Source organism: Burkholderia sp. IMCC1007, from assembly GCF_027257875.1.
Classification (GTDB): Bacteria; Pseudomonadota; Gammaproteobacteria; order Burkholderiales; family Burkholderiaceae; genus Burkholderia.
In genome coordinates this window covers 73,942-96,485 of sequence record NZ_JAPVQY010000004.1, presented here as the reverse complement: position 1 = coordinate 96,485, position 22,544 = coordinate 73,942, and the positions used below count along the sequence as shown (strand labels likewise).

General features: G+C 64.7%; 21 protein-coding genes and 1 pseudogene. 13 read left to right on the top strand and 9 right to left on the bottom strand.

Translation table 11 applies throughout. The annotated features are described in order from the left end of the window. The first annotated feature begins 176 nt into the window (after positions 1 to 176). The 10 genes from hisD (at position 177) to O1Q03_RS05915 (ending at position 11,358) form a co-directional block, all read left to right on the top strand. Positions 177 to 1,490: a histidinol dehydrogenase gene (gene hisD / locus O1Q03_RS05960; RefSeq protein ID WP_269502174.1), complete on the top strand. Its 1,314-nt coding sequence runs from the start codon at positions 177 to 179 to the stop codon at positions 1,488 to 1,490. 92 nt (positions 1,491 to 1,582) lie between these two features. Then, complete coding sequence (locus O1Q03_RS05955) at positions 1,583 to 2,344, top strand: SDR family NAD(P)-dependent oxidoreductase (protein WP_269502173.1); 762 nt, start codon at positions 1,583 to 1,585, stop codon at positions 2,342 to 2,344. A gap of 105 nt (positions 2,345 to 2,449) precedes the next feature. After that, the gene (locus O1Q03_RS05950) at positions 2,450 to 3,409 is read left to right on the top strand and encodes a 3-hydroxyacyl-CoA dehydrogenase (protein ID WP_269502172.1); all 960 of its coding nucleotides are present in this window, start codon (positions 2,450 to 2,452) and stop codon (positions 3,407 to 3,409) included. 113 nt (positions 3,410 to 3,522) lie between these two features. Continuing rightward, complete coding sequence (locus O1Q03_RS05945; RefSeq protein ID WP_269502171.1) at positions 3,523 to 4,923, top strand: GntP family permease; 1,401 nt, start codon at positions 3,523 to 3,525, stop codon at positions 4,921 to 4,923. A 200-nt stretch (positions 4,924 to 5,123) separates the two neighbouring features. Next, entirely contained in the window at positions 5,124 to 5,957 is an 834-nt protein-coding gene (locus O1Q03_RS05940; protein WP_269502170.1) for a transporter substrate-binding domain-containing protein, read from the top strand. A gap of 75 nt (positions 5,958 to 6,032) precedes the next feature. After that, positions 6,033 to 7,319, top strand: coding sequence for an NAD(P)/FAD-dependent oxidoreductase (locus O1Q03_RS05935; protein WP_269502168.1), 1,287 nt, complete (start codon positions 6,033 to 6,035; stop codon positions 7,317 to 7,319). Positions 7,320 to 7,350: 31 nt separating this feature from the next. Continuing rightward, positions 7,351 to 8,322 (top strand): amino acid ABC transporter permease, encoded by a 972-nt coding sequence (locus O1Q03_RS05930; protein ID WP_269502167.1) that lies wholly within the window; start codon positions 7,351 to 7,353, stop codon positions 8,320 to 8,322. A 22-nt stretch (positions 8,323 to 8,344) separates the two neighbouring features. Beyond that, entirely contained in the window at positions 8,345 to 9,070 is a 726-nt protein-coding gene (locus O1Q03_RS05925; protein ID WP_269502165.1) for an amino acid ABC transporter ATP-binding protein, read from the top strand. A 261-nt stretch (positions 9,071 to 9,331) separates the two neighbouring features. Further along, the gene (locus tag O1Q03_RS05920) at positions 9,332 to 10,243 is read left to right on the top strand and encodes an NAD-dependent epimerase/dehydratase family protein (RefSeq protein ID WP_269502163.1); all 912 of its coding nucleotides are present in this window, start codon (positions 9,332 to 9,334) and stop codon (positions 10,241 to 10,243) included. A gap of 212 nt (positions 10,244 to 10,455) precedes the next feature. After that, entirely contained in the window at positions 10,456 to 11,358 is a 903-nt protein-coding gene (locus O1Q03_RS05915; RefSeq protein ID WP_269502161.1) for a LysR substrate-binding domain-containing protein, read from the top strand. 277 nt (positions 11,359 to 11,635) lie between these two features. On the opposite strand, the pseudogene O1Q03_RS40115 reads toward O1Q03_RS05915, so the two are convergent. Further along, positions 11,636 to 11,757 (bottom strand): annotated as a pseudogene (locus tag O1Q03_RS40115) (IS5/IS1182 family transposase); the annotation flags it as partial. Beyond that, on the bottom strand, positions 11,745 to 12,377 hold the full coding sequence (locus tag O1Q03_RS05910) for a TetR/AcrR family transcriptional regulator (protein ID WP_269502160.1): 633 nt from the start codon (positions 12,375 to 12,377) through the stop codon (positions 11,745 to 11,747). The pseudogene O1Q03_RS40115 and the gene O1Q03_RS05910, both read right to left, overlap by 13 nt. 280 nt (positions 12,378 to 12,657) lie before the next feature. Here O1Q03_RS05910 and O1Q03_RS05905 point away from each other — a divergent pair, with 280 nt between their 5' ends. From O1Q03_RS05905 to O1Q03_RS05895, 3 genes are all read left to right on the top strand, one after another. After that, positions 12,658 to 13,551 (top strand): NAD(P)/FAD-dependent oxidoreductase, encoded by an 894-nt coding sequence (locus tag O1Q03_RS05905; RefSeq protein WP_269502159.1) that lies wholly within the window; start codon positions 12,658 to 12,660, stop codon positions 13,549 to 13,551. A gap of 94 nt (positions 13,552 to 13,645) precedes the next feature. After that, a complete protein-coding gene (locus O1Q03_RS05900) occupies positions 13,646 to 14,509 on the top strand; it encodes a class I SAM-dependent methyltransferase (RefSeq protein ID WP_269502158.1) in 864 nt (287 codons plus the stop codon). Between the two features lie 396 nt (positions 14,510 to 14,905). Next, positions 14,906 to 15,586 carry a CoA transferase gene (locus O1Q03_RS05895; protein ID WP_332112513.1) on the top strand — a complete coding sequence of 227 codons (681 nt, stop codon included), beginning with the start codon at positions 14,906 to 14,908 and terminating at the stop codon, positions 15,584 to 15,586. 291 nt (positions 15,587 to 15,877) lie between these two features. On the opposite strand, the gene O1Q03_RS05890 is transcribed toward O1Q03_RS05895, so the two are convergent. The 7 genes from O1Q03_RS05890 to O1Q03_RS05860 all read right to left on the bottom strand — a co-directional run bounded on the left by O1Q03_RS05890 (position 15,878) and on the right by O1Q03_RS05860 (position 22,504). Next, positions 15,878 to 16,630 (bottom strand): SDR family NAD(P)-dependent oxidoreductase, encoded by a 753-nt coding sequence (locus tag O1Q03_RS05890; protein ID WP_269502157.1) that lies wholly within the window; start codon positions 16,628 to 16,630, stop codon positions 15,878 to 15,880. 139 nt (positions 16,631 to 16,769) lie between these two features. Beyond that, on the bottom strand, positions 16,770 to 17,561 hold the full coding sequence (locus O1Q03_RS05885; RefSeq protein ID WP_269502156.1) for an enoyl-CoA hydratase/isomerase family protein: 792 nt from the start codon (positions 17,559 to 17,561) through the stop codon (positions 16,770 to 16,772). Positions 17,562 to 17,731: 170 nt separating this feature from the next. Beyond that, a complete protein-coding gene (locus O1Q03_RS05880) occupies positions 17,732 to 18,661 on the bottom strand; it encodes a LysR family transcriptional regulator (RefSeq protein ID WP_269502155.1) in 930 nt (309 codons plus the stop codon). A 129-nt stretch (positions 18,662 to 18,790) separates the two neighbouring features. Next, a complete protein-coding gene (locus O1Q03_RS05875) occupies positions 18,791 to 20,152 on the bottom strand; it encodes an MFS transporter (protein WP_269502154.1) in 1,362 nt (453 codons plus the stop codon). 132 nt (positions 20,153 to 20,284) lie between these two features. After that, positions 20,285 to 21,037 carry an SDR family NAD(P)-dependent oxidoreductase gene (locus tag O1Q03_RS05870; protein WP_269502153.1) on the bottom strand — a complete coding sequence of 251 codons (753 nt, stop codon included), beginning with the start codon at positions 21,035 to 21,037 and terminating at the stop codon, positions 20,285 to 20,287. A 28-nt stretch (positions 21,038 to 21,065) separates the two neighbouring features. Beyond that, entirely contained in the window at positions 21,066 to 21,947 is an 882-nt protein-coding gene (locus O1Q03_RS05865; RefSeq protein ID WP_269502152.1) for an SMP-30/gluconolactonase/LRE family protein, read from the bottom strand. Further along, positions 21,944 to 22,504, bottom strand: a complete 561-nt coding sequence (locus O1Q03_RS05860) for a nuclear transport factor 2 family protein (RefSeq protein WP_269502151.1) — start codon at positions 22,502 to 22,504, stop codon at positions 21,944 to 21,946. Before O1Q03_RS05860 ends, O1Q03_RS05865 begins: the two co-directional genes overlap by 4 nt. Positions 22,505 to 22,544 lie beyond the last annotated feature (40 nt).

The following is a 22,544-nucleotide window of genomic DNA, read 5'->3' as shown; positions in this document are numbered from 1 at the left end:
TCGACCGCCACGATTGTGCTAGCAGGAAAGCTGGATTGACAAGGGGCTAGGGGAAAGTGCCGACCATTTGCACTGCATTTGCAGAAGGCGTTGCGATAGATTTGCAGCCATCGTGAACGCCCGGCTCGCCGCAACACGAGCCGCATTTCGATTCTTCTTTCCCGTCAGGAACGCACATGGCAATTCAATACCTGAAGCACGGCCGCAGCGCCGCCGATTCTTCCCACGACGCAGACACGGTTCGTGAAGTCGTCACCGGCATCCTCGCCGACGTCACGCGACGCGGCGACGTCGCCGTGGCCGAGCTGTCGAAGCGCTTCGACGACTGGTCGCCCGCCAGCTTCCGGTTGAGCGACGACGAGATCGCGGCGTGCGTGCGCTCGCTGTCGCCGGGCGAGCTCGACGACGTGAAGTTCGCGCAAGCGCAGGTGCGCAATTTCGCGCAGGCGCAGCGCGACTCGATGCACGACGTCGAGATCGAGACGCTGCCGGGCGTCGTGCTCGGTCACAAGAACATGCCGGTCGAAAGCGTCGCGTGCTACGTGCCCGGCGGCAAGTTCCCGTTGGTTGCGTCCGCACACATGGGCGTCGTGACCGCGAAGGTGGCCGGCGTGCCGCGCATCATCGCGGCGTCGCCGCCCGTGCAGGGCCGCCCGAACCCGGCGGTGGTCGCCGCGATGCACCTGGGCGGCGCGGACGAAATCTATACGTTCGGCGGCGTGCAGGCGATCGCCGCGATGGCGCTCGGCACGCAGACCATCGCCCCGGTGTCGATGGTCGTCGGCCCGGGCAACGCGTATGTGGCCGAAGCCAAGCGCCAGCTGTTCGGCCGCGTCGGCATCGACCTGATCGCCGGCCCGTCGGAGACGCTCGTCATCGCCGACGACAGCGTCGACGCGGAACTGTGCGCGACCGACCTGCTCGGGCAGGCCGAGCACGGCTTCAACACGCCGGCGATCCTGCTGACCAATTCGCTGCAACTCGCGAAGGACACGATCGCGGAGGTCGAGCGCCTGCTGAAGATCCTGCCGACGGCCAACACCGCCGGCGTGTCGTGGCGCGACTACGGCGCGGTGGTGGTCGCCGACACGCTGGAGGAAATGGTGCAGGAGGCCGACCGGATCGCGTCGGAGCACGTGCAGGTGATGACGCGCGACCCCGACTACTTCCTGAACAACATGAAGAACTACGGCGCGCTGTTCCTCGGCGCGCGCACCAACGTCGCGTACGGCGACAAGGTGATCGGCACGAACCACACGCTGCCGACGGGCAAGGCGGCGCGCTACACCGGCGGCCTGTGGGTCGGCAAGTTCATCAAGACCTGCACGTACCAGAAGGTGCTGACCGACGAAGCCAGCGCGATGGTCGGTGCGTACTGCTCGCGTCTTTGCGCGCTCGAAGGGATGATCGCGCACGGCGAGCAGGCGAACATCCGCGTGCGCCGCTACGGTCATCGCGACGTGCCGTACGGGACGCCGGTGCCGGCGTAACGGCGTGGCGACGCGACGGTGCGTCGTTGCGCCGTCGCGCACGGCCTGAACAGGCCTGAAAGGCAATTCGCTTCGCAATACCAAGAACAAACATGACGATGACAACGCCGGGTTTCCGGCTCGATGGAAAGACCGCGCTGGTGACCGGCGCGGGACGCGGGATCGGTCTGGCCGCGGCGCTCGCGCTGGCGCAGGCCGGCGCCGGCGTGACGCTGGCCGCGCGCTCGGCCGGCGCATTGCGCGCCGCATGCGAAACGATCGCGGCGGCAGGCGGCCGCGGCGACTACGTCGTGCTCGACGTGACGGACCCGGCCGCGGTGGACGACGCCGTAGCGTCGCGCGGCCCGTTCGAGATCCTGGTGAACAGCGCGGGCATGAACCGGCCGAAGCCGCTCGTCGACGTACTCGACGCCGATATCGACGACATGATGGCGCTGAACGTGAAGGCCGCGTTCTACGTGTGCCGCGCTGTCGCGCGCAGGCTGATCCGCGCGGGGCGGCCCGGCTCGTTCATCAACGTGTCGTCGCAGATGGGGCACGTCGGCAGCCCGGGGCGCACCGTCTATTGCGCGACCAAGCATGCGATAGAAGGGATGACGAAGGCGCTCGCGTGGGAGCTGGGCGCGCACGGGATCCGCGTGAACACGCTGTGCCCGACCTTCATCGAAACCGCATTGACCGAAGCGATGTTCGAGGCCGACGGGTTTCGCGACTGGGTGACGTCGCGGATCGCGCTCGGCCGCGTCGGCAGGGTGGAAGAGGTGATGGGGCCGGTCGTCTTTCTCGCCAGCGACGCGTCGTCGCTGATGACCGGCAGCGCACTGATGCTCGACGGCGGCTGGACCGCCGCATAACGCACGATCGGGCCCGCGTGGCCCGCGACGCCCGGACCCGCTGGATGCGGGCGGCCGCAGGGCTGCGCACGCGCCGGACGTCGACAACGAATCATGGAGAGACGCATGACAGTTTCAATCGATCTCGACAAGCCGGTCGCGGTGGTGGGCGCGGGGCTCGTCGGCGCCGGGTGGGCGATCGCGTTTGCGCGGGCCGGCCTGCCCGTGCGCGTGTTCGACGCCGACCCGCGGATCGCCGCGCGGGCCATTCCGTGGGCCGCCGAACAATTGCGCGCGCTGCATGCGCGCGGCCTGCTCGACGAGCCGCCCGAGCGCGTCGCGGCGCGCATCGGGCTCGCGGCGTCGCTGCGGGACGCCGTGGCCGGCGCGATGTACGTGCAGGAGTCGGTGCTCGAGCGCATCGACGTGAAGCGCGCGCTGATGGTGCAGATCGACGCAGTTGCGGATGCAACGGTCGTGATCGGCAGCTCGAGCTCGGGCATTCCGGCCTCCGACTTCGCGAACGATCTCGCGATGTCCGCGCGCGTGCTGATCGCGCATCCGGTGAATCCGCCGTATCTCGTGCCGGTGGTCGAACTGGTGCCGTGCACGCAGACGTCGGCCGCGACGCTCGCGTTCGCCGAGCGGCTGATGACGGCGATCGGCCAGAGCGTCGTGCACGTGCGCAAGGAAGTCGAGGGGTTCGTGCTCAATCGGCTCCAGGCGGCGCTGCTGCGGGAGGCCTGGGCGCTGCACCGCGAAGGGGTCGCCAGTTGCGAGGACATCGACAAGACCGTGCGCGACGGTCTCGGCTGGCGCTGGTCGTTCATGGGGCCGTTCGAGACGATCGACCTGAACGCGCCGGGCGGCGTGGCCGACTATGCGAACCGGCTCGGGCCGCTGTACCACAGCATTGCGCGCTCGCGCGTCGACGAAGGGCCGTGGGACGCCGATCTGATCGCGCAGGTCGAACAGGATCGCCGGCGGCATCTGAGCGCGGACGCGCTCGCGGCGCGGCGCGACTGGCGCGACGCGAAGCTGATGGATTTCGCGGCCGCGCGGCGGGCCGCCGACACGCGCGACTGACCGCGCGTTCATTCCGCACGACCGGGCCTTGGCGGCGCGTGCACGCGATTGCGTGCACGACGCGCCCGCGCGCGCGTAAAGCGCGCGCGCTACCTCATTCTTTCTGGATATTCATGTCAATTCTCGTGATTGCCATCGCGCTGATCGCGCTGATGGTGGCCGCCTATCGCGGCTTCAGCGTGATCCTGTGCGCGCCGCTGGCGGCGCTCGCCGCCGTCCTGCTGACCGATCCGGCCGCCGTCGCGCCGGTCTTTTCCGGCATCTTCATGGAGAAGATGGTCGTGTTCGTGAAGCTGTATTTCCCGGTGTTCCTGCTCGGCGCGGTGTTCGGCAAGGTGATCGAACTGTCGGGATTCTCCGAGTCGATCGTGCACGCGGCGATCCGCTACATCGGCCAGACGCGCGTCAATGCGGTGATCGTCGCGGTCTGCGGGCTGCTGACCTATGGCGGCGTGTCGCTGTTCGTCGTGGTGTTCGCCGTCTATCCGTTCGCGGCCGCGCTCTATCGCGAGGCCGGCATCCCGAAGCGCCTGCTGCCGGGCGCGATCGCGCTCGGCGCGTTCTCGTTCACGATGGATGCACTGCCGGGCTCGCCTCAGATCCAGAACATCATCCCGACCACGTTCTTCAAGACGACGACGTGGGCCGGCCCGTGGCTCGGCGTGATCGGCTCGGTGTTCATCGTCGTGGCCGGCCTCGCGTTTCTCGAATGGCGCCGCCGCACGGTCATGGCCACCGGCGAGGGCTACGGCGCGTCGCACCAGAACGAACCCGAGATCACCGGCGCCGGCGCGCTGCCGCATCCGCTGCTGGCGATCGCGCCGCTGGTCGTGGTCGGCGTGTCGAACTTCGTCCTCACGCACCGGATTCCGAACTGGTACGGCGACGCCTATACGATCGCGCCGGACGTGCTGCCCGGCCTGCATGGCGCGCTGTCGATGCCGGTCAAGAGCGTGGTCGCGATCTGGGCCGTCGAGGGTGCGCTGCTGCTGGGCATCGCGATGACGCTCGTGACCGCGTTCGGCCGCGTGCGTTCACGTTTCGCCGCCGGCACGCGCAGCGCGGTCGCGGGCGCGTTGCTGGCGTCGCTGAACACCGCGTCGGAATACGGGTTCGGCGGCGTGATTGCGGCGCTGCCCGGGTTCGTGTTCATCGGCCGCGCACTGCAGTCGATCCCCGATCCGCTCGCGAATGCGGCCATTTCGGTCGGCGTGCTGGCCGGCGTCACGGGCTCCGCATCCGGCGGGATGAGCATCGCGCTCGCGGCGATGTCCGACTTCTTCGTGCGTGCGGCCGACGCCGCGCACATTCCCGCCGAGGTGCTGCATCGGGTGGTCGCGATGGCGAGCGGCGGCATGGACACGCTGCCGCACAACGGCGCGGTGATCACGCTGCTCGCCGTGACGGGGCTCAGCCATCGCGAATCGTATCGCGAGATTTTCGGCATCACATTCGTGAAGGCGGCCGCCGTGGCACTCGTGATCGCGGTGTATTACGCAACCGGACTGGTATGAGAGCGCGGGTGCGCGCGTTCAATATATGACAGCGGCTCGTCCATTCAGACGTATACATATAGTAGAACTGAATAGCTGATGAGTTTACCGTACCACCTCGTGTAATTTTCTCAATATCGTGCCGCGCTATTGAAGCGTAGATTCGACGACGCAATAGCGAAACACAATAAAACCGGCAGAACGAACCAGGAGACACATCAATGAAAGTCGGCTCGATGATCGGGAAAGTCGCGTGCGTCGCGGCGTTTCTCTGCGCAGCAGGCGTCGCCCACGCGGGCGAAACGCTCGATCGCGTGAAAGCGCGCGGCACGATGGTGGTCGTCACCAGCGCGAAATGGCCGCCGCAGGCCTATCTGAACGACAAGCACGAATTCGAGGGCTTCGACATCGACGTCGCGAACGAGATCGGCCGGCGCGTCGGTGTGAAGGTCGCGTTCCAGACGCCGCAGTTCAATCTGATGACGGGCGGCCACTGGCACGGCCGCTGGGATCTGTCCGTGCTGTCGGTCACGCCGACCAAGGAGCGCGAACGGCTGCTCGATTTCCCGGCCGTCTATTACTACAGCCCGTACGTGTTCGTCGTGCACAAGGATTCGAAGATCGCATCGCGCGCCGATCTCGGCGGCAAGGTGATCGGCGTCGAGGCCGGCACGACGTCGGAAGACTACATGAACCGCCGCCTGAGCATCGGCGGCCCGGACGTGCCCGCGTTCCAGTATCTGCCGACAGACCCGAAGCAGGTGAAGACCTACGGCACGTCGCTGCTGCCGTACGAAGACCTGCGTCTCGGCGACGGCAAGCGCGTGGACGCGATCCTGACGCCCGAGCAGACCGCGCTCGCCGCGATCAAGAACGGCTACCCGGTCAAGATCGTGCCGGGCGACTATGCGTATCGCGAGCCGCTCGCGATCGTCGCGGACAAGGGCGATGCCGACTGGAACAAGACGGTCGGCAATGCGGTGACCCAGATGAAGCAGGACGGCACGCTGACGAAGATCAGCGCCAAGTGGTTCGGCAAGGACTATACGAAGTAAGCGAGCCGGACCGGCCGCATTCGCGCGAATGCGGCCGCCGCCCGATCATTTGAATTTCGGACGACGAAGAACGCCATGACCACCGATTACGTGGATACCTACTATTCACGCACGCTTCACGATGCGATCGCGCGGCCGTCTCTCGATGCCGATCTCGCCGCGGACGTGTGCATCGTCGGCGCCGGCATGGCCGGCATCACGGCCGCGCTCGAACTGCTGCGGCGCGGCCGCAGCGTCGTGCTGCTCGACGCGAACCGCGTGTCGTGGGGCGCATCCGGGCGCAACGGCGGCGTCGTGAGCCCCGGCTATTCGACGGGCGTCGCGCAGATCGCGCGCCACGTCGGGATGGACGACGCGAAGACGCTCTACCGGATGTCGATCGAAGGCGTCGACATCGTGGCCGACAACATCCGCGAGCTCGGCATCGATGCGGCTGAACAGATTCACGGCGTGCTGCGGCTGTCCCGCCACGACAACGGCAACGAGATGATCGAGCAGCAGCGCTGGCTCGCGCGCGAGTTCGACTATCCGGTCGAGCATCTGCCGACGCCGGCGATCAGGGAGATCCTCGTGTCGGATAAATACCGGCAGGGCCTCCTCGACCGCCGCGCGTTTCACTTCCATCCGCTGAATTACGCACGGGCCCTCGTCGCCGAGATCGAGCGCCAGGGCGGCCGCGTGTTCGAGGATTCGGAAGTCGTCGCGATCGCCGATCGCGGCGCGACGAAGCGGGTCGCCACCGCGCGCGGCAGCGTGAGCGCACGCGACGTGGTGCTGACCTGCGGCGGCTACACGGGGCGCCTGATCCCGAAGCTCGCGCGCAGCTATCTGCCGATCACCACCTACATGATGCTGACCGAGCCGGCCGGCGACCTGATCGCGTCGGCGATCCGCACGCGCGTGTCGATCGGCGACAACCGGCGCGCGAGCGACTACTACCGGCTCGTCGACGGCGGCCGCCGCGTGCTGTGGGGCGGCATGATCACGACGCGTCGCTCCGATCCGCGCCGGCTCGCCGACGCGTTGCGCGACCGGATGGTCGACGCGTATCCGCAACTCGCGCCGCTCGCGATCCAGGTCGCGTGGTCCGGAAAGATGGCCTACGCGCGACACCTGATGCCGCTGATCGGCCGCTTCGACGACGGCATCTGGTATTGCATGGGCTTCGGCGGCCACGGAATGAACACCACGGCGATCGGCGCACGCGTGATCGCCGAAGGCGTGACGGGCGCCACCGATCGCTACCGGTGCTTCGCGGCCTTCGGCCTGCCGTGGAACGGCAGCTATGCGGGGCTCGCGGTCGCGCAGCTCACGTACTGGCGCTACCAGCTGATGGACTACATGCGCGAACGGGCGGTGTAAGCCTGCCGTCTTTCGTCTTCGGGAGAAACCCATGCTTGCAGAAAACTTGCCCGGCGCGCAGAAGGGCTGGCGCGGCACCGCGGTGGCGGCCGTGATCGTCGCGCTGGCCGTCGTGTTCGCGATCGCGCGCAGCGTGCCCGAATGGGCGGCGACGCTGAACCTCACCGCGCTGACCGGCGCCGGCGCGCGGCCGGGCGCGTGGCACGCGCTGCTGATGCTGGCGGCCGGCGCCGCCGTGCTGATCGCGAACGGCTATCTGCTGACGCGCATGCCGTCGCGCGTGCAGGTCGTGATCGTGTGGTTCGAATTGCTGCTGTTGCTCGCCGCGTTCCTGTCGACGTTCGACCTGAGCTTCGAATTCATCCATCGCAAGATCGGCTACCTGATCACGCAAGGCGCGGTGACGACGCTGTTCGTGTCGGCCATCTCGATCGCCATCGCGTTCGTGCTCGCGCTGATCGGCGCGCTCGCGAAGCTGTCGTCGAACGGGATTGCGATCGGCATCGCGTCGTTCTACACGTCGCTGTTTCGCGGGCTGCCGCTGCTGATGCAGATCTTCATCCTGTATCTCGGGTTGCCGCAGCTCGGCTATGTCGTCGATCCGATCCCCGCCGGCGTGACCGCGCTGTCGCTGTGCTACGGCGCGTACATGACCGAGATCTTCCGCGCCGGCATCCAGAGCATTCCGCACGGCCAGTGGAACGCGGCACGCGCGCTCGGCTTCACGCCGGCACAGATGATGCGGCTCATCATCCTGCCGCAGGCGATGCGCGTGATCATCCCGCCGACCGGCAACCAGTTCATTGCGATGCTGAAAGACAGCTCGCTCGTGTCCGTGGTCGGCGTATGGGAGCTGACCTATGTCGCGACGACGGAAGGCCAGAAGGAATTCCGGCACATGGAGATGCTGATCAGCGCGGCGCTGGTCTACTGGGTGATGTCGCTCGTCCTCGAACTGGTGCAGGCGCGCATCGAGAAGAGATTCCGCAAGGCCGTGCGCTGATGCAATCGAACCGGAGCAGAACATGATCGAAATCGACAGCGTGTCGAAATCCTACGGCGCATTCCAGGTGCTGACCGACTGCACGGCAAGCGTGCGCAAGGGCGAGGTGGTCGTGGTGTGCGGGCCGTCGGGGTCGGGGAAGTCGACGCTGATCAAGACCGTCAACGGGCTCGAGCCGTTCCAGCAGGGCGCGATCCGCGTCGACGGCGTGTCGGTCGGCGACCGCCGCACCAACCTGTCGAAGCTGCGCGCGAAGGTCGGCATGGTGTTCCAGCACTTCGAGCTGTTCCCGCATCTGTCGATCGTCGAGAACCTGACGCTCGCGCAGCGCAAGGTGCTCGGCCGCTCCGGCGACGAAGCGGCCGCGAAGGGGCTCGCGCTGCTCGAGCGCGTCGGGCTGCGCGCGCATGCGGACAAGTATCCGGGCCAGTTGTCGGGCGGGCAGCAGCAGCGCGTCGCGATCGCGCGCGCGCTGTCGATGGATCCGGTCGCGATGCTGTTCGACGAGCCGACATCCGCGCTCGATCCCGAGATGATCAACGAGGTGCTCGACGTGATGGTCGAGCTCGCGCAGGACGGGATGACGATGATGTGCGTGACGCACGAGATGGGCTTCGCGAAGAAGGTCGCGCATCGCGTGATCTTCATGGACCAGGGCCGGATCGTCGAGGACGACGACAAGGACGCGTTCTTCGCGGCGCCGAAATCGGCGCGCGCACGGGATTTCCTGCAGAAGATCCTGCACTGAAGCGGCGCCGCCGCGGCTCGCGTGCCGCGGCGTCGTGTGTCGCCGATCTTCCCGCGCGCTTCAAAACTGTTTTTACGATCGCCTGCTTCCGCCGCCGCCATGCGGCGTCGATACTGACGCCCATGGCCGCGTTCCGCACGTCGTCCGACGTCGAGCGTGACCGGCATCCACGGCCCGCGCCCATCCGACACCGGTGCGCGCGGGCCGGTTCATTCCCGCGAGGCACCTGCATCCGCAGCCGTCTCGCCATCGGAGCGGTAGATGAAGGGCATCAAGGTATTCGTGACCGGCGCGGCCGGCTACATCGGCGGCTCGGTGGCGGCCCGGCTGGTATCGGAAGGCTACGTCGTTACCGGCCTCGCGCGCGACGGCGACAAGGCCGCGAAACTCGCGGCGGCCGGCATCAGGCCGGTCATCGGCACGCTCGACGACACGGCGCTGCTGCATGCATTCGCAAGCGACGCGGATGGCGTCGTGAACGCGGCGAGCAGCGATCATCGCGCATCGGTCGAGACGATCATCGCGGCGTTGAGCGGCTCGGGCAAGACGTTCGTGCATACGAGCGGCACCAGCGTGATCGCGGACGACGCGCAGGGCGCGCACGGCGACGCGCCGGTATTCGACGAAGCGACGCCGGTCGTCGCGCCGGCCAAGCCGGGGCGCCGCGCGATCGACGAGCTCGTGATGTCGGCCGCGACGCTGGGCGTGCGCTCGGCGGTCATCTGCAACAGCATGATCTACGGCGACGGGCTCGGCATCCGACGCGACAGCGCGCAGCTGCCGCTGCTCGCGGCGATCGCGCGCGATGCCGGTGCCGTGCGCGTGATCGGCAAGGGCTTGAACCGCTGGTCGAACGTGCACGTCGAGGACGTGGCCGACCTGTACCTGCGCGCGCTCCGGTCGGCGGCGCCGGGCGCGCTGTATTTCGCGGAAAACGGCGAAGCGTCGTTCGCGGAGATCGGCGCGGCGCTGGCTGCCCGGCTCGGGTTGCCGTCGGTCGTCGAATGGGACATCGTCGACGCCGAACAGGCGCTCGGCCATTCGCGCGCGCATTTCTCGCTCGCATCGAACAGCCGCGTGAAGGCCGTGCGCGCGCGGCGGGAGCTCGGCTGGGCGCCGCAGCATGGCGCGATGCTGGACTGGATCCGCCACGCGATGCCGGTCGCGGCCTGACGCCGCCACGCTGTTCCTTCGAGCCGAGACACGCGCCCGCCCGGGCGCGTTCGTCGAACCGTTGCCGCGTCAACACCGATCGCACTGGTCGGACAATATTGGCGCGGCATTGTTGAATCAGAATCAACTATGATTCGCGCCGGCCCCCGCTTATCAAACGCGCGCGGCGCCACTATCGTGACGGTTCCTGCCACCGCCGACGATTTCCGACCATGAAGACCACCCTCGACGAGATGCTCGCGTTCGTGACGATCGCCGATACCGGTTCGTTGACGGGCGCCGCGGACAAACTGCACCAGCCGACGTCGGTAATGAGCCGGATCCTGCGGCGTCTCGAGGAAAAACTCGACACGACGCTGATCCGCCGCACGACGCGCCGGCTCGAAGTGACGGAGGAGGGCAAGCTGTTCGTCGAATACGCGCGCGAGATCATCGCGTCGGTCGAATTCGCGGAAGAGCAGCTCGTCAGCCAGCGCGAGAAGCCGGCCGGGCGGCTGCGGATCAATGCGGCGATGCCGTTCATGCAGCACGTGATTGCGCCGATGATGCCGGGCTTTCGCGACGCGTACCCGGCGATCGCGGTCGAACTGCATACGAGCGACGAGATCATCGACCTGCTCGAACAACGCACCGATGTCGCGATCCGGATCGGTGAACTGCGCGACTCGACGCTGCACGCGCGCAAGCTCGGCAGCAGCCGGCTGCGCATCCTCGCCAGCCCCGCGTATCTGGAGAAGGCCGGCGTGCCGACGCGCGTCGCCGATCTCGCGGACCACACGCTGCTCGGCTTCGTGCAGCCCGAAACGCTGAACCACTGGCCGCTGCGCACCGCGGACGGCGACGTGTACCGGATTCATCCCGCACTGCAGGCATCGAGCGGCGAAACGCTGCTGACGCTCGCGCTGAACGGCGCCGGCATCGTGTGTCTGGCCGATTACATGACGGGCGCGCATCGCCGCGACGGGAGCCTCGTCGAGGTGCTCGTCGACGACACCACCGAATTCCGCCAGCCGATTCACGCGGTCTACTATCGCAACGCGACGCTGTCGTCGCGCATCGTGAGCTTTCTCGATTACGTGAGCGCGCAACTGAAGGATGGCGGCGACATCGATTGACGCGGCCGGTGCATCGCATCGCGACGCGTGTCGTGAAAAAAAGGCGGTGTGTTCGATCGATATCGGACACGCCGCTTTTTTTGTTCTTCGTGGATTTCCGTGGACGTCGCGTGCCGACCCGTTGCAGCCAGTCGAGCAGTCTCTGTTCTAAGGGTAAGTATCGGAGTGGAACGGTCATTCCGTGCCGTCGCCTGGGGGACAAGTCAACGGCCGCTGCGGACGCTCAAACCCGTGAGTTGGTGAGGCGGCTTGGCTGCCCGCACGGCGGCTTTTGCACTCATGCAGCGGCCTTGCGCATCAGTCGTTCGCGCGTGATCCACAGACTGCTTAGAGCGAACAGCGTGTGCAACTCTGCGGGTTCTTCATCAAGCCGCGATAGCGCATCTTTAGATGCCACCATGCGCGGCGATGAACATGGCGACGGCCGACCGGCAATAGGATTCGATTTCGTTGTCGTCCTCAGCTCTCGCCTCGTCGAAGCGGGCGATAAGCAGCAGATCGGAGCCTTTGAAAAGCGCGCCAAACAAGCGGGCGGACCGGTGAGCATCGGGTACGTTCAGAATCGCTTTCGCGTGCAACTGACGCAACACGGCCTCGATTTGGGCGATGACATGGGCGGGCCCGGCTTCGTAATGGAGCTTGCTCAACGCCTTTTGATTGGTCTTGTCGGCCAAAACCATGGCTTCGACACTGCGGACGTCCGGACTCAACAGCGTGCGAAGCAGCGATGAGCCCACCGCCATGAGCTGAGCTTCGGCCGAACCGTCGACGCCATCAGAAAGGGCCTGCGGCGCAAATTGTTTGCAGCGGGCCACCATGGCCGCGCTGAACAGCGCCTCCTTGCTCTCGAAGTGCCGATAGATGCTGAGCTTCGATATCTTCGCGCGCTGGGCGACCTTGTCCATGGTCGTCGCTTGAAAACCCAATTCCACAAAGAGTTCGCAGGCAGCGTCGACGATCGTTTGGCGAAGCGCCTCGTTGGCGGGCCGGCCGCGCCGGCCCTGGTTGTTTTCGGTCACGACAATTCCAGTACTTGACAGTATTCAAATTTGCACATTACGATACCAAATAGTATCGCAATGTGCAAGCCAGGGGCAGGTTTCAACCGGTCGTCCCGATGAGGTGCCTCAAGGCCGCCGGCGATATCGCGCGGCATCGTCGGGCCGGTCAATCCAACATCGGCAACTTTCTCACCCATGCCGAAGCCCTGCCCGCTGACCGTCTCAAGTGCGCATCGCCGGACGATATTGCACACCACGCCCGGCCCACCCCTCCATTCACAACGCGGAGCCCATCACCATGAATGACGTCATCATCATCGGCGGCAGCTTTGCCGGCCTCGCCGCCGCCCTGCAGCTTGGCCGTGCCCGCCGCAAGGTCACCGTTCTCGATACCGGCCGGCCGCGCAACCGCTTTGCCGGCCACTCGCATGGCCTGCTCGGCCACGATCACAAGCCGCCGCTGGACATCCTGGTCGAGGCGCGGCAGCAACTGGCGCGCTATCCATCGATCAGCCTCGTCGATGCCCGGGCCGAGAGCGTGTCGGGCGCCATCGACGATTTCTGCGTCGTCACTGATGATCACGAAAGCCTGCGGGCGCGCCGCGTGATCCTGAGCTATGGTGTCGCCGACCAGATGCCGGATGTTCCGGGCTTTGCCGAAAGCTGGGGCATGTCCATCGTGCCCTGCCCCTATTGCGACGGCTTTGAAGTCGCCGGGCAGCATTGGGGCCTTGTCTGGTCCAGCCCGCAGTCGTACCAGTCTGCCAGGCTGTTCCGCGATTGGACTGACAAGTTGACCGTCTTCGCCGATGGTCATGACATTGCGCCCGATATCCAGGTCGATCTGGCGCGTCGCAACATACCTGTCGTCGACGGCCGGATCGTCGAGATCGCCCATCAAAACGGGCATATCGCCACCGTCAATCTCGATACCGGCCGCAATGTCGCGGTCGACGTCCTGTTCGCCCAGCCGCGCAACAGGCCGTCCGCAAGCCTGCACGAATCGCTGGGCCTCGCCACGGTCGATACGCCCACCGGCATCGTCCTCAAGGTCGACGAGCGCCGCCAAACCAGCATGCCCGGCATCTACGCCGCTGGCGACCTCGCCACGCCCTTCTTGCCCTCGGTCACCCAGGCATCATCGCAGGGCGCGATGGCGGGTATCTTCGCCCAGCAGTCGATGGTGGTTTGAGAGAACAGATCCCTGCTCTTGTCGCGTCGTCGCCTTCGAAAAGTTGGCGTAGATCGACGCGGCGAAAGGCGGATCGTCGAGTCAAGGCGATGACATGGCAAAGCAAAGTGCTGATCAGGTGGGTGACTGGAATGGTCAGAGCGGGGAGCGCTGGGTCGCCAACCAGGCCCGGCTCGACGCTCTGGTGGCGGTGTTCGGCCAGGCCGCGATCGAAGCCGCCGCGCCCGCGACGGGTGAGCGCGTGCTGGATATCGGCTGCGGCGCGGGTGCGTCGAGTCTGGCTCTTGCCGCTCGCGTCGGCGCGAGGGGTCAAGTGCTGGGCGTGGACATATCCGAACCGTTGATCGATCGGGCGCGCGCGCTTGCGCGCCACGATACGCCGGCCCTGTTTCAGGTGGCCGACGCCAGCAGCGCAGAGCTGCCCGAAGGCGCGTTCGACATTCTGTTCTCGCGTTTCGGCGTGATGTTTTTCCCCGATCCGACCGCGGCGTTCGCCCATATGCGACGCGCGCTCCGGCCGGGCGGCCGGGTCGCTTTCGTCTGCTGGCGCGGTGCGGCCGAGAACGATTGGATACGACTGCCGGTGGGCGCGCTCAAGGACATCGTCCCGCCGAGCGCGCTGCCGGATCCCGAAGCGCCCGGCCCGTTTTCGTTCGGCGACCGGGAGCACGTGGCGCGCATCCTGACGGCGGCCGGTTTCACCGAAATCGTTATCTCGCCCTTCGACGCGGCCGTCCCATTCGGCGAGGGCGAAACGCGGGATGCCGCGATCGACGACGCAGTGAGGATGACGCTTGAGGTCGGCCCGCTGTCGCGTGCGCTCGCTGGTCAGTCCGACGACATCCGCGCCCGTGCCTCCGCCGCAGTTCGTGCCGCCTTCGCGCGCCTCCCCGGCGAGGGGGCGGTGTTGATCAACGGCGCGGCGTGGGTCGTCATGGCACGAAATCCGGCAAGCTGACAGGGATTAACAGGGGAGACGCCTCCGCTTGGTAGCGCTGGGCGTCGTTGGCCGCTCAGATGGATGTCCGTTCTGGCCGCTGAACGAGCGCTCGCCTTGCAACATTCAGATGGCCGGTTGCGAAGCAGAGCTGACGCCTGAGCGGCCTGCCGGCGGTGTATGTGACCGGGAGTTGGTCGCCGCTACCAGCCGGGTGTGACGGACCGCTATCGGGTGCAAAGAGCCTTTCTTGCGGCTCCGGAACGGCCACCCGGTGTCGCGCGTGGCTGTTTGCAGACATCGCCGAACGGAATGATAACGAGATAGGGAAGCTTATCACGACGGCACGATGGCCTGGTCGCGCGTCACAGAGCTTCTGGCCGGCCGCATTCGGCCAGGAAGTGTGGTTCACACGTCGTGTCGCTGAGACGTTCAGACGTCGGCTCCGGCCCGCCGGGAAAGGCCATTCGCCGTTCAATCAACGAACCACGAATAGCGGAAGTGCGCTTCGGCGGTCACGCCTGTCGGCCTCGCTCGCAGCCGCCTGATTCGGTACGCAGAGTACGGTTGTGCCATCATCACCCGCTTCGCACGTGCGACGGATGGGTCATTGGTCACGTTCAGACGGACGATCAGTTTGCAGCTGCGTGTCGGCTGTTCAATCGGGAAGATCTGCTGGATGACGACACCTGGAAGTCGGCGGCGAAACGAATCGAACGGAACGGCGAGATGTGGCGAGCGCTCGGCGCCAAGGCGACCACGATGACGCGCGCGGAAGTATTGGCGCGCGCCGAATCCGAAGGCGTGGCGATCGGCTCGATCTACACGCTGGAGGAGTTCTTCGAAGACCCGCAAGTTCGGAGCAGCGATGTCTATGTCGATCACGAGGATCCCGAGTTCGGCGTGATCCGGCAAATGAATTTCCCGGTGCGCTTCGGTCTTTCAACGGTTCAAGTCGAGGCACGGGCACGCACGCCTATGCCGCGCTTCAACACCATCGTATGGAATTCAACGTGCCTCGTGGAAAAACTTCGTCAACGACCTGCCGCTGCTCAGGTTCCGCAGTTTGACCTTCGCCGCACCGCATTAGCGGAATAGCCGGACACGATTAGCGCACGAACGGACACCATTAGCAGTATCTACGAACTTCAACAGCAACCTCCGTACATACAGGAAATTAAAAAATTCCTACTGTGCGCAAAATCGAGACAGGGTAGATCAGCTTTGCGGGTGTCGTCATGCGTTCGGCGATGTCAAGCTACCGATTGACAACGACAGCTTCAGCCCAAAGATCGGGGTGGTGTCCGACTTTTGGGAATGCTTGTCAGGCTGTCCCGGCGTACTTCGCAGGGAGGGGAGCGACGGCTCGGGGACGCGAGAGCGGAAAGTTCAAATATTCGTGAAAGTAATCCCGCCGTCGACGGCCAGCCATTGCGCGGTGATGAAGTCCGCATCGTCCGATGCCAGATAAACGATCGCCTTGGCGATGTCATCGACGCCTCCCAGACGGCCCAGCGGCGTCGTGGCCACGCGCCGGGCGTCACGCTCTTCGTTGCGGTTGCGCAGGGTGCCTTCGGTCGGCACGGCGGACGGGCAAACCGCGTTGACGCGGATCTTGCGGGCCCCGAGTTCTGCCGCTGCAGCACGCGTGATGCCGAGGATGCCTGATTTGATGCCGGAATATACGATCGAGCGGGTGGCCGAACGCAGCGCTGCCGTCGATGCCACATTGATGATGGTGCCGCCTTCGCTCATCACCGCCGCAGCGGACTGGATACCCCAGACGACGGCCTTGAACCCGATATCGAGCATTCGATCCATGGTTTCGGGTGCGATATCCGCAACCGACTGGTAGCGCACCCATGCCGCGTTGTTGACCAGAATGTCGAATCGACCGCCGTGGGCGTGGACTTCGTTCACTGCGTCGGCCATGCCCTCGCGGGTGCTCACGTTCTTCACGACCGGAAACGCCCGGCCACCGGCATCGAGCACGGCGGCAACCGTATCGTTGACGAGTTCCCCCTTCAGATCGTTGACACCGACGACTGCACCACGGGCCGCGAGCCGAAGCGCCGTCGCCTTGCCGATACCCGCGCCGGCGCCGGTCACGAGGGCATAGCGTCCGGACAAATCCTGTTGCATTTCAATCTCCGTCGATAACGTGTTGAGAACAGCTTCATGACGGCGGTCGAGCATGCTCGACGGCCCCGTGGACCTTGCCGAGGCCATAGCCGACTTACTGGAAACGCAAGCGCCTGGAAGCGGTATTTTTGAAAATTTCCTAGCGGCCCTTAAATGCCGGTTCACGCTTTTCCAGAAATGCCATACGCGCTTCCTTGGCGTCTTCCGTCCTGGACAGCATCATCGTGATGTCCTGTTCGTGACGGTAAGCTTCGCGCTGGGGCATTTGATCGGTGAAATTCGCGGCCTTTTTCGCCTGAATGAGCGCGATGGGTGACTTGCTGGCGATGCGACGGGCAAGTTCCATGACGTGAGGCATAAGCGCGTCGGCTGGCAGCACGTCTTCCAGTACGTTACGACGGAGGAGATCCTGAGCCGTCAGCTTGTCGCCGGTAAAGAACATGCGACGCACGGTCGAACGACCGAACAGCGTGCGCAGCATCGACGCACCACCGGCCAGACCGACGTTGATTTCCGGCATCGCGAATACGGCATTTTCGCTCGCGTACATGATGTCGCACGCAGCCATCAAGCCCAGTCCGGCGCCCAAGGCCGCGCCGTTGACCGCCGCGATCACGGGCTTCGCGCACTCCTTGACCGCGTTGCCGGTTTCGCGGGTCCAGCGGTTGTGGTCGAGGAAGTCGCCCGGGACATCGGGATCGGGGCGGTCACGGAGGTCCGCACCCGAACAAAAGGTGTTGCCGGCACCGGTGAGCACCGCGCAGCGAATGTCGTCGCGAGCGCTGATTTCGTCAAATACGGCAATGAGGCGGCGGCGCATGGCGCGCGACAGCGCGTTCTTGACCTCGGGGCGATTCAGCGTGACGAGGGCCACGCCGTCCGTGACTTCGAGGGTGACCGAGTCGGTGTCTATGCCGCGTGCTTCGCTCATGGTCGTATCGTCTCCTGGGGGGATTTTTCTAATCGGGCTGTCAGGAATTGTACTGTCCCACGGTCGGACGATTTTCAATCAAAAACGCGTTCTGAATTGCGTGAAATAGCAGGTAGTCTGCGCGATATCGGAGCGTTATCATGCGTCGCGGCGGGCGACACCGCTTTGCTTCACGGCGACTCGTACGCGGAGAACCGGAGTTCCGGACCGGACACGCGGGAGGCCACGAAGTCCAGGAACAGGCGGATCTTGGTCGGGATCGCGGGTGAGTCGATAATCGTCGCGTACATCCCGTCTTCAAAGCTGGAGTTGGTGACCTGATACTCGGGAAGCAGGCGAACCAGTTTTCCGCTTATCAAATCCTTGTGAACGGTGTAGTCGTCGAGCAGAACGATGCCTTCGCCCATGCGCGCGAATTCGAGCAGTGCGATACCGTTATTGGTGACATGCCGGGGCTGAAAATGAACTTCGGTTTCGGCGCCGTCTTTCCGGAATCGCCAGGAATACCCGGATCCCGGCATGGAGTAAGCGATGCATTGATGGTTCTTCAGTTCTTCCGGTGCCGTGACCGAGCTTCGGCCAATGAAGTAACCGGGGGAGACCACCAGATGGCGCTCGCTTCGGAACAGAATCCGGCGCTTGATCCCGGATTCGATCGGCGGGGCAATCCGAAAGTCGATATCGATTTGATCCTTGTTCAGGTCCGACGGCGCTTCGCTCAGCGTCAATTCAATCTGAATGCTCGGGTACAGCTTGGAGAATTCGGTAATCACGGTCGGCAATACACCGAGGCCGAACATGACGCGTGAATGCACGCGTAGCGTGCCCGACGGGGCCGAGGTGATGGACGAGATGCTTCGGTGCGCTTCGTCGATGCTCCGCAGAATGCCTTCGACGTGTTTTGCGTACTCGATGCCCGCTTCGGTCAGCGTGACGCAGCGGGTCGTGCGGGTGAACAGCTTGACCTTCAAGTCGTTCTCGAGATCCAGAACCATTCTCGAAACGGAGGCCGGCGCGATGCCGAATTGGCGGGCAGTTTCCGAAAAACTCTTGTTCCTGGAAATGGAAAGAAAAAATTCCATTGCACGAAGTCTGTCCACGAAGTCTCCATCTTCCCCGTTGACAATGAACGGGGATATTGTAGGTACGGGATTACCCCAGTCAAAAAACACAAAGCCGCTACACATTGGCAGCGGCTTTGCCGAGTCGTATTCGGAGTCGCTGGCTCGCTAGTGGACGGCTTCACCTGCGGGCAAGCCTGCGTAGCCATGCCGCAGTGAAGGAATGCGGAAACCGATGCAGAAGATCGACACCGACGCGATCACCGCGGGGAGCGCGATCCATGCAACGATGGTCGTCAACGGCCAGCCCAGGCCGATCATAACAGGGCCCAGGAACGTGCCGGCAATGCCCCCAAAGCGGCCCATGCCGAGCACCCACGCTGCGCCGGTGGCGCGGCTGCTGGTCGGATACATTTGCGTCGCGAGCGTGGACATCGACGAGCACGCGCCGTTGTTGGTCATGGCCGCCATGATCAGCAGCGTCAGCAACGTATCGCCGCGCGCACCGCTGACCGACACCAGAAGCGCCATCAACATCGAGATCGCGAAATACGCCGAGATCACGCGGACCGGGCCGAACTTGTCCATCAATATGCCGCCCAGCAGGATGGCGATACCCGAGCACCAGTTGAACCACATCATCGTGTCGGCGGTCTGGGCGAGCGTGCGGCCATCTCCCTGGAGAATGGTCGGCAGCCACATGCTCAGCACGTACAGCGTGATCGTCGAGCAGATGTAAGCAATCCAAAGCAGCAGCGTCGGGCCGCGCAGCTTGTCGGAGAACAGTTCCGCGACCGGAAGCTTGCGCTTTTCGACTGCAGCCGCCACGTCGGCGACGAACACCGTGTCGGTGAAATCGGCCGTCGGGTCGATGCGTTTCAATGCTTTCGCGATCTTGTCCTGGCCCTTGCCCGCCGCCGCCAGATATCGAACCGATTCCGGCAGAAAGAATGCGAGCAGCACCGCAACGACGACAGGGGCGATGCCGCCGATGATCAGATAGCCTTCCCACCCGTGTACCGGGATGACCGATTTGGCCAGTGGCCCGGTAATGCCGCCGCCCACGGCGAAGCCGAAGAGCATGAAGTTCACCGCACGCGAGCGCATGCGCGACGGCAGAAACTCGTTCATGAGCGTCGCGCACAGCGGGATGGCGGCGCCGAGGCCGACGCCGGTCAGCAGACGCGACCACATCAGTTCGGTCACGTTGGTCGAGCACCCTGCGGCGATCGAGAACACGCCGAAAAAGGCGACCGACGTCACGAGCACGACACGACGGCCGATGCGATCGGCGAGCGGCGCGCCGAAGATCGCGCCGATGCCGATACCGACCAGCGCGGCGCTGAGTACCGGCGCCAAATCGGCCTTGGTCACACCCCATTGCTTGATCAGAGCGGGCGCGATCAGGCCCATCGCCGAGGTGTCGAGGCCATCGAGGATGATGGTCACGAACATCAGCGAAAAAAGAATGGCGTGGAAAGGCTTGAGTGGTCGTTGATCGATGAACGACTTGACGTCAATGGTCTGCATGCTTTGTCTCCTTTTATGTTTTGAACGGGATTCAGGAAGGGCGGGGTGACCATTCGCTGCGATCCACGCCGCCCTGCCGTCCTGTCCGGTTTTTTACATCACGCTCTACGTCACACCACGCTCCGATACGCTTCAGAGATAGGCAATGGCGGAACCGCCATCCACACGAACGCATTCACCGTTCACGAATGCGCTTTCGTTCGAAGCCAGGAAGCACACGGCATTCGCGATGTCGTCCGGCTGGCCGAGGCGCGGCATCGGCGTCTTCGCCTGGCGGATCTTGCGCGTCTCTTCGGACACGTTCTTGACCACGCCTTCGGTCTCCGTGTAGCCGGGGGCGACCGAGTTCACGCGAATGCCGCGCGGCCCGAGCTCCGCCGCGGCCGCACGCATCAGGCCGAGCACGCCGGCCTTCACGCCGCAGTAGACGAGCGCGTTGGGCAGGCCGATGAAACCCGACGACGAAGCGATATTGACGACGGAGCCGCCGTCCTTCATGTATTGCGCCGCAGCCTGAATGCCCCACACGACCGAATTGAAACCCGTGGCGGTCATCATCGACACGTCTTTCTCGGTGATTTCCAGAACCGGCGCATAGCGCACCCACATCGCGTTGCTCACGATGATGTCGAAACGACCGGCAACTTCAACGAGGCCGGCGGCAGCCTGGAAAATCGTGTCGCGCTCGGCTACGTTGCCACCGAACGCGTGGGCGAAACCGCCCTGTGCGTTGATTTCGTCGGCTGCCGCCTGAGCCGCGCCGAGGTCGCGATCGAGAATGCCGACGACGGCACCCTCGCGAACGAATTTATTGACGATACCCCGACCGATACCTTGAGCGCCGCCCGTCACAAGCGCGACCTTGCCTTCCACTTGCTTCTTCATTTCCACTCCTGAACGTCGTCTGATTGATTCACCGATCTTTGAAGCGGCATTCCGGCAGGCCGCGCACACCTGTACCGGTGACGGCGACCACCGCCCCGGCGTGCGGGTTGGTGCTCTTGAGCGCATTCCCGCTGTCGCTGATGCTGGTCACGAAGATCGTGTCGAGAGCCGGCCCGCCGATGGACGGGCAGGTCGGATAGACGGTAGGCAGGTCGATAATGCGGTCGAGCCGGCCGTCGGCCGTGAACCGAGCGAGCTGTCCCGAGATGACCAGGGCCGTCCAGAGATTGCCTTCGGCGTCGATGGCGGCGCCGTCGGGGCCTGATTTGAGCGATGTCGTATCCACGAACAGCGTCCGTTCGCTCAGCGTGCTGGCCACGGAGTCGTAGCGATAGCGACGCAGCTGGTGGCTCAAGCTATCCGAAAAGTACAGATACCGGCCGTCCGGCGAGAAGCATGTCGAGTTCGTGATGCAGATACCGGTCTCCAGAACCTTCAGATTGCCGTCGCCGTCGAGTTGATACAGTTCGCCCACGGGTTCGCGGCGGCCGAGCGCCATCGAACCCAGAACAAGACGGCCTTCGCGATCGACCCGGCCGTCGTTGAGGCGCATGTTCGGAGCCGGGTGCGTCACATCGATGAAGTGCGCGAGGTCGCCGCTTTCGGTATCGAGGAAATGGAAGCTGTCCACGAGCGCGACGAGCAGGCGACCGCTTTCGCACAATGCGATCGCGCCGATCTGCGAGGGCAAGGTCCAATCGCGAACCGTATTCGTTTTCAGGTCACGCGCCTTCACGACACACGCGCGGGAATCGATCCAGTACAGGATCTGCTCGCGGTCGTCCCACAGCGGACACTCGCCCAGCGCGTCCCGCGAGTCCCCGCAAATGCTGATGGTGTGATGGGTCATGATGCGTTGCGCGCCAGCATATCGGCACGGACTCCGTAGAACACGTCGTGAGGGCAATGGGCGCCGAGCGGCCGACGCGCGGTGCCGAACATGCCGATTTCGGTGGGATCCGCGACAGGCGTGCTGCGCGACCAGTCGTAGACCACGGTGCGGGCCGCGACTCGCCATTCACCGTGCCGTCTTTCGAAACGGTCGATATAGCGGCCATACAGCGAGACTTCGGTCACCGTGCCGGGCACGACCTGCCGGTCTTCCTGAACCGCGTGGAAATAGCTTTCTGCCAATGCCTGGTCGCCGAGCAACTCGATCATGATGTTGCCGATCAGGTGGACGCCGCGGCGTGGGGTTCTCAGCACGTCCAGCACCCAATCGCAGAATCCGGTTGCCGAGCCCTGGTAAGGGCCGTGACGATCGGTTGCATCCGGCCAGTAAGTGGCGCGCAACGCCGCCTCGTCACGCCGATCCACGCCTCGGCAATAGCGGTACAGACATTCGCGAATGGCTTCGCGGTCGAGCAGATCCTGCACTGCCTGATTCGATACTGCGTTGTGGTCCATATGTTTGCCTGGGTGAAGGATGGAAACACCGGTGTATTTC

Coding starts and splice junctions, on each gene's coding strand:
- O1Q03_RS05955 (WP_269502173.1), top strand. CDS start 1,583: ATGACGATGACAACGCCGGGTTTCCGGCTCGATGGAAAGACCGCGCTG.
- O1Q03_RS05950 (WP_269502172.1), top strand. CDS start 2,450: ATGACAGTTTCAATCGATCTCGACAAGCCGGTCGCGGTGGTGGGCGCG.
- O1Q03_RS05935 (WP_269502168.1), top strand. CDS start 6,033: ATGACCACCGATTACGTGGATACCTACTATTCACGCACGCTTCACGAT.
- O1Q03_RS05865 (WP_269502152.1), bottom strand. CDS start 21,947: ATGACCCATCACACCATCAGCATTTGCGGGGACTCGCGGGACGCGCTG.
- O1Q03_RS05905 (WP_269502159.1), top strand. CDS start 12,658: ATGAATGACGTCATCATCATCGGCGGCAGCTTTGCCGGCCTCGCCGCC.
- O1Q03_RS05890 (WP_269502157.1), bottom strand. CDS start 16,630: ATGCAACAGGATTTGTCCGGACGCTATGCCCTCGTGACCGGCGCCGGC.
- O1Q03_RS05870 (WP_269502153.1), bottom strand. CDS start 21,037: ATGAAGAAGCAAGTGGAAGGCAAGGTCGCGCTTGTGACGGGCGGCGCT.
- hisD (WP_269502174.1), top strand. CDS start 177: ATGGCAATTCAATACCTGAAGCACGGCCGCAGCGCCGCCGATTCTTCC.
- O1Q03_RS05945 (WP_269502171.1), top strand. CDS start 3,523: ATGTCAATTCTCGTGATTGCCATCGCGCTGATCGCGCTGATGGTGGCC.
- O1Q03_RS05885 (WP_269502156.1), bottom strand. CDS start 17,561: ATGAGCGAAGCACGCGGCATAGACACCGACTCGGTCACCCTCGAAGTC.
- O1Q03_RS05940 (WP_269502170.1), top strand. CDS start 5,124: ATGAAAGTCGGCTCGATGATCGGGAAAGTCGCGTGCGTCGCGGCGTTT.
- O1Q03_RS05900 (WP_269502158.1), top strand. CDS start 13,646: ATGGCAAAGCAAAGTGCTGATCAGGTGGGTGACTGGAATGGTCAGAGC.
- O1Q03_RS05920 (WP_269502163.1), top strand. CDS start 9,332: ATGAAGGGCATCAAGGTATTCGTGACCGGCGCGGCCGGCTACATCGGC.
- O1Q03_RS05915 (WP_269502161.1), top strand. CDS start 10,456: ATGAAGACCACCCTCGACGAGATGCTCGCGTTCGTGACGATCGCCGAT.
- O1Q03_RS05930 (WP_269502167.1), top strand. CDS start 7,351: ATGCTTGCAGAAAACTTGCCCGGCGCGCAGAAGGGCTGGCGCGGCACC.
- O1Q03_RS05925 (WP_269502165.1), top strand. CDS start 8,345: ATGATCGAAATCGACAGCGTGTCGAAATCCTACGGCGCATTCCAGGTG.
- O1Q03_RS05860 (WP_269502151.1), bottom strand. CDS start 22,504: ATGGACCACAACGCAGTATCGAATCAGGCAGTGCAGGATCTGCTCGAC.
- O1Q03_RS05875 (WP_269502154.1), bottom strand. CDS start 20,152: ATGCAGACCATTGACGTCAAGTCGTTCATCGATCAACGACCACTCAAG.